Source organism: Daejeonella sp. (assembly GCF_044348475.1).
Lineage (GTDB): Bacteria > Bacteroidota > Bacteroidia > Sphingobacteriales > Sphingobacteriaceae > Daejeonella.
On record NZ_JBIKSU010000101.1, the window covers coordinates 1 to 5,747 of the forward strand.

The 5,747-nt window shown below is 36.2% G+C and carries 8 protein-coding genes; 7 read left to right on the plus strand and 1 reads right to left on the minus strand.

The window, feature by feature from the left end; all coding sequences use genetic code 11:
• The 7 genes from ACIQZ6_RS11485 to hemH form a co-directional block, all read left to right on the plus strand.
• On the plus strand, positions 1-407 hold a 407-nt coding region (locus ACIQZ6_RS11485), incomplete at its 5' end, for a phytoene desaturase family protein (protein ID WP_395811224.1).
• Between the two features lie 62 nt (positions 408-469).
• On the plus strand, positions 470-1,093 hold the full coding sequence (locus tag ACIQZ6_RS11490; RefSeq protein ID WP_395811226.1) for a lysophospholipid acyltransferase family protein: 624 nt from the start codon (positions 470-472) through the stop codon (positions 1,091-1,093).
• A gap of 2 nt (positions 1,094-1,095) precedes the next feature.
• A complete protein-coding gene (locus tag ACIQZ6_RS11495; protein WP_395811228.1) occupies positions 1,096-2,187 on the plus strand; it encodes a glycosyltransferase in 1,092 nt (363 codons plus the stop codon).
• On the plus strand, positions 2,184-2,822 hold the full coding sequence (locus tag ACIQZ6_RS11500; protein WP_395811230.1) for a carotenoid biosynthesis protein: 639 nt from the start codon (positions 2,184-2,186) through the stop codon (positions 2,820-2,822). Before ACIQZ6_RS11495 ends, ACIQZ6_RS11500 begins: the two co-directional genes overlap by 4 nt.
• 65 nt (positions 2,823-2,887) lie before the next feature.
• Positions 2,888-3,736, plus strand: coding sequence for a 4-hydroxy-3-methylbut-2-enyl diphosphate reductase (locus ACIQZ6_RS11505; RefSeq protein WP_395811232.1), 849 nt, complete (start codon positions 2,888-2,890; stop codon positions 3,734-3,736).
• Between the two features lie 95 nt (positions 3,737-3,831).
• Positions 3,832-4,428 (plus strand): fatty acid desaturase, encoded by a 597-nt coding sequence (locus ACIQZ6_RS11510; RefSeq protein ID WP_395811234.1) that lies wholly within the window; start codon positions 3,832-3,834, stop codon positions 4,426-4,428.
• An 86-nt stretch (positions 4,429-4,514) separates the two neighbouring features.
• A complete protein-coding gene (gene hemH / locus ACIQZ6_RS11515; protein ID WP_395811236.1) occupies positions 4,515-5,540 on the plus strand; it encodes a ferrochelatase in 1,026 nt (341 codons plus the stop codon).
• Here hemH and ACIQZ6_RS11520 read toward each other — a convergent pair.
• Positions 5,533-5,747, minus strand: a 215-nt coding sequence (locus ACIQZ6_RS11520) for a hypothetical protein (protein WP_395811238.1), incomplete at its 5' end; no start/stop codon positions are given. The genes hemH and ACIQZ6_RS11520 overlap by 8 nt on opposite strands.

Sequence of the window (5,747 nt, forward strand, 5' to 3'; positions counted from 1 at the left end):
TGAATATAAGTTCCAAAAATAAAATAGATGATGCACCTCTAGGATCCGAAAACTGGTTTACCATGATCAATGTGCCCGCCAATACAGGGCAGGATTGGGATGCCTTAATCATTGAGGCCCGCAAAAATATCATTGAGAAATTATCCAGGATCCTTGGTTTAGATGTAAATAAACTCATCGTTTGCCAAGCAATTCTAGATCCAAGAAGCATCGACTCAAAGACATTTTCCTATCAGGGGTCACTTTATGGTAGCAGCTCCAATAGTCAGTTCTCCGCTTTTTTAAGACACGCAAATTTTTCATCAAAAATTGAAAATTTATTTTTTGTAGGTGGAAGTGTGCATCCCGGTGGTGGGATACCTCTTGCCTTGTTATCAGCAAAAATTGTAGAGGGTTTGATCAAATAGAACATGTTTTTGTCAAATGTGCCGCGAATTTTCAAAATGCTAAAAAATGATTACTTTAACATATGCTTGAACCGCGCAAAAACTGGATAGTTTTTAAATTTTTTTCCTGGTATATAAACAGAATCATCAAATCTGATTTTCAAGAACTGAATTTCAATAAAATCAGTATTGATCAGAGTAAGTCGATTCTGTTAATAGCCAATCACTTTTCCTGGTGGGATGGATTTGTTCTTTTTCAAATCAACCGTCTTTATTTCAGAAAAAAGTTTCATGTAATGATTACCCAGGAAAATTATCAGAAGGTTTGGTTCATGAAGTACCTGGGTAGTTTTTCAGTAAAAAAGAATTCAAGGAGCATAATTGAAACACTCGAATACGCAGGTCATTTACTAGATGACCCCGAAAATTTGGTACTCATCTTCCCGCAAGGCAAGCTATACTCAGGTCATGTAGAGCAAATACAATTTGAAAAGGGCCTGATGAATTTGATAAATGTTTCTTCAAAAACTTTCCAGTATATATTTGCAGCTAGTTTTACGGATTATTTCGAAAATCGTAAGCCTACCATAAACTGTTTTTTGCAGGAGTGGGAAGGGGCTGAGTTTACAAGCTTGCAATTAATTAAAAGCGCCTTTAATAAACATTATGAATTATCGCGGCAAAATCAAACCGCGGCTGCCGTTTAAGAATGATACTAATTTATCTGATTTTCTTCTTTTTAGTTCTGCGCTTTACGGTTACTCTGTTTAATTTTTTATCGAATCCAAAGCTAACAAATTCGTTTAGGCAGTATGACGATTTCGTCTCCATACTGATACCTGCACGCAATGAGGAAGCAGATATACAGCATTTGCTTCATTCCATCAGCTTACAAAATTATCAGAACTACGAGGTTATCATACTTGATGATAATTCTACTGATCGAACATTTCAAGTTTGTCAGGAATTTTGTGATCAGCATGAACGTTTCAAAGTTTTGCCAGGTGCTCCTCTTCCCAAAGGCTGGCTCGGAAAAAACTTTGCCTGCTTTCAGTTGGCCAAGGCCGCTCAAGGCAAGTACTTGATTTTCCTGGATGCCGATGAAACCATTTCTGATGGATTGATTAATAATTCTATTCATCGCATGAAACTGAATAGATTAAGCTTGTTAAGCCTATTTACTGATCAAATCATGCTTACTTGGGGTGAACGATTGGTTGTGCCACTGATGCATTTTGTGTTATTAAATTTATTACCTCTCAGATTGGTGAGGCTTTCAAAAAATCCGTCATTTTCTGCCGCAAGTGGACAATTTATGATGTTTGATTCGGAACATTATAAGGAGAATCAATGGCATGAGCAGGTAAAACATCAGGTTGTTGAAGATGTGGAGATTATGAAACTGATCAAAAGCCTTGATTATAATGGCGAAGCTTTACTGGCTAACGGATTCATAAATTGTAGGATGTATAAAAGCTTTAGCGAAGCCGTTGATGGTTTTAGTAAGAATTTTCTGGCCGGGTTTAATAATAATGTGTTTGGGCTTTTTCTTTATTTGCTACTTGTTGTAATGGGGCCAATTGCACTTGCCTTTTTTCTGAGTCCTGATTTAGGTCTCTTTGCCCTATCTTTGATTGTTTTAAGCAGGGTAATGATATCACTTTCTGCCAAACAAAGTGTATGGCAAAATGTGCTTCTTCATCCATTGCAATTACTTTGTATGGTTTTTATCTCTGTGATCGCTGTAAAAAAACACTTTACTAAAACTATCGTCTGGAAAGGACGAGCAATAAGACAATGAAACTGAACAAAACTATCATTTGTAGTATTTTCATCGTGATGTTTCACCTGGTGGGCTTGTATGGTTTTTTAAACTCAGATCTGGAAAAGCTATTCATAGCTCTTGTTCCTTTTCATTTATTGTTAATGCTTAGTCTGCTGGTTATTAGTACGAATGACTTTTCCTTTAAAATGAGGGCCTTTGCAATTATTGTATATCTGGCAGGCTTTTTCATAGAGGTAATCGGAGTCAATTCAGGACTTATTTTCGGTTCATATACCTATGGCGAAGCCTTAGGTTTTAAGCTATTCTCAACCCCACTACTTATCGGTGTCAACTGGTTAATATTGGTCTATTGTACGGGTGTTTTTCTTGAACGATTTAAAATAAAGAGTGCTTTAATTTTTTGCTTAATAGGCGCTTTGGTACTTTTAAGCCTAGATTTTTTAATTGAGCCCATTGCAATAAGATTCGATTACTGGTCTTGGGCCGGAGGTAAAATTCCATTGCAAAACTACTTGGGATGGTATTTGTTTTCTTTCTTGTTATTTTGGATTTTTAGAGGGCTAGACTTTCAAAAACAAAACAAAGCCGCAATTGTATTACTATTTGCTCAAGTAGGATTTTTTCTAGCCTTGAATTTTTGGGCTTTGTGATAAACTATTTAGTATTTTTGTAATTGAAAAATTTTCTAGCCAAAAAATAGAATTAAGCTTAGCTAATGAAATATAATCTTGACATAACAATCGATACTGATTCAGGCTTTTGTTTTGGAGTAGTTTATGCAATTGATATGGCTGAAGAGATTCTAGATGAAGACGGGTATCTCTACTGCCTCGGAGACATTGTTCACAATGATGAAGAAGTAAGCCGTTTGAAATTAAAGGGGCTTAAAATTATTTCACATGAAGATCTTCTGAACATAAAAAACGAAAAAGTTTTGATTCGCGCCCATGGCGAAGCACCTGAAACCTATCGTCTGGCACTTGATAATAATATAACTCTAATCGATGCCTCTTGCCCAGTGGTTTTAAAGTTGCAGAACAGAATAAAAAATACATACGATAGTAAAGAAAAGGTGCTAATTTTTGGTAAACATGGGCATGCCGAGGTGATCGGCTTGCAAGGGCAAACCAATAATGAAGCGCTTGTATTCCAAGATATTGCAGAGCTTGACAATGTTGATCTTCCACAAAAATTTACGCTGTATAGTCAAACCACGAAAAGTACAGATAAGTTCTATGAGATAAAAGATGAACTGATTAAACGCGGATACGATATCAAAGCGAATGACACAATCTGCAGGCAGGTTTCAAACAGGTATGAAGACTTAAGAAAATTTGTCATCGGTTACGATAAAATTGTTTTTGTTTCTGGCAAGAAATCGTCTAACGGGAAAGTTCTTTTTGAGGTTTGCAAACAATTTAATCCGAATACCTATTTTGTTAGTAGTGACCAAGAATTAGATTTAGGAATGTTTACTCCTGGAGATAAGGTTGGAATATGTGGAGCTACATCTACTCCAATGTGGTTAATGGAAAGAGTAAAATCTGCTCTGCAAGAATATTGAAATTTGCGCAACCAATGTTAGGTAATCAGTCAAAAAAAGGGGTTATTATTGCTTTTATAATTATCTGCCTCTGGTTTCTAAGTATTTTTTGCCTGATGAATTGGGAAGTTAATTTTAAAAACCCACTCCTTTATGCATTGATTCTGGTTCAAATGCATTTATATACCGGACTCTTTATTACGGCGCACGATGCAATGCATAGTACGGTATCCTCCAATCCAAAACTTAATAAGCTAATTGGGCAAATTTGTACTGCCTTGTACGCCTGTTTCCCATTTAGTAGTCTATACACCAAACATCATGAGCATCATCAATATGTTCATACAGAAAAGGACCCGGATTACTCGGAAGGAAATTTTTTTATTTGGTATCTTAATTTTATTAAACAATACCTTACCTGGTGGCAGGTAGTACTAATGGCATTGATCTTTAATTTATTAAAAATATGGGTACCTGAGCTCAATTTATTTTTGTTTTGGGTACTTCCTTCACTATTAAGCACAATCCAACTATTTTATTTTGGCACCTGGCTTCCTCATCATGGAGAACATGCAAATAAGCATCAATCAAGTTCACAAAGAAAAAATCATATTCTTGCTTTTCTCACCTGTTATTTTTTTGGTTACCACTTTGAGCATCATGATTCGCCCGGAACACCTTGGTGGAGATTATGGGAACTGAAAAATTCGTAAAACAATTGTTTTTTTTAAGTCAAATGGAATGAAGCATTTCCAACTACTGATCCGTAAGACTATCTTTGACATTCTTTAGTATACATATGAGTAAGCAAGGTGTTTTATTGGTAAATTTAGGTACTCCTGACAGTCCTTCAACGAGTGATGTCAGAACATATCTCGGAGAATTTTTAATGGATGGGAGGGTAATAGACGTTCCCCTTATTTTACGGGCCATACTGGTAAAGGGAATCATTGTTCCTTTCCGCGGACCAAAATCTGCTAAGTTATACAAGGCAATATGGTCTGATACTACCGGTTCTCCATTGATGCACTACAGCATTATGCAAAAAGATCTTTTGCAACAACGCTTAGGTGATGATTACCATGTTGAGCTGGCCATGCGTTATCAAAACCCTTCTATTGAGAGTGCTTTAAAATTGTTGAAAGATGCCCAGGTTAACAGTATAAAAGTGATACCCATGTTCCCTCATTATGCTTCTGCTAGTACAGGCTCTGTATTGGAAAAAGTAATGAAACTAGTCAGAAAGTGGCAAACCATTCCAAATATTTCATTCATTAATTCATTTCATGATGATGAACGAATGATTGAGGCTTTTTCTGATAATGGCAGAAAGCATCATCCTGAAACTTATGATCATATTTTATTTAGTTTCCACGGCTTACCCCAAAGACAGCTTCGCAAATCAGACCATTCTAAGGTGCACTGTCAGAAGGTTGAAAATTGCTGCTCTGTACTGACTGAAAACAATAAATTTTGCTATTCTGCCCAGTGTCACGACACCGCACGATTAATCGCTGAAAAATTGGAATTGCCCAAAGAAAAATATTCGGTATGCTTTCAATCACGCCTTGGAAAAGATCCATGGGTGCAGCCTTATACAAGTGTTGTAATTGAAGAATTGGCCAAAAAAGGGGTTAAAAGATTACTGGTATTCTGTCCTGCCTTTGTCGCAGATTGCCTTGAAACTGTTTACGAGGTTTCTGTTGAATATGGCGATGAGTTTAAGGAATTGGGTGGTGAACATGTTCAGCTTGTAGAAAGCTTAAATGATCATCCTTCATGGATTGATTCTTTAGAAGGCATGGTTAAAGGCCAAATCAATTAAAACCGTTCTTGTAAATATAATCCAAGAAGCTTTTCGTAGCCCCAGTATGACTACTTACATATTCTTGGGCAGATAAGCCTCTTTTTATACGGTTGCTCTCCTTTGAAAGTATTTCCATTTGGGCATTTAATTCTTTTGAGTCATTTACTGAAAATGCAGATCCATTTTTGATTAGTTCAACTGCTTCTAAAAATGTTGAATAATTTG

What these genes read in the sequence shown, in the direction of transcription:
- ACIQZ6_RS11490 (WP_395811226.1), top strand. Translation starts at nt 470, where the DNA reads ATGCTTGAACCGCGCAAAAACTGGATAGTTTTTAAATTTTTTTCCTGG.
- ACIQZ6_RS11495 (WP_395811228.1), top strand. Translation starts at nt 1,096, where the DNA reads ATGATACTAATTTATCTGATTTTCTTCTTTTTAGTTCTGCGCTTTACG.
- ACIQZ6_RS11500 (WP_395811230.1), top strand. Translation starts at nt 2,184, where the DNA reads ATGAAACTGAACAAAACTATCATTTGTAGTATTTTCATCGTGATGTTT.
- ACIQZ6_RS11505 (WP_395811232.1), top strand. Translation starts at nt 2,888, where the DNA reads ATGAAATATAATCTTGACATAACAATCGATACTGATTCAGGCTTTTGT.
- ACIQZ6_RS11510 (WP_395811234.1), top strand. Translation starts at nt 3,832, where the DNA reads ATGAATTGGGAAGTTAATTTTAAAAACCCACTCCTTTATGCATTGATT.
- hemH (WP_395811236.1), top strand. Translation starts at nt 4,515, where the DNA reads ATGAGTAAGCAAGGTGTTTTATTGGTAAATTTAGGTACTCCTGACAGT.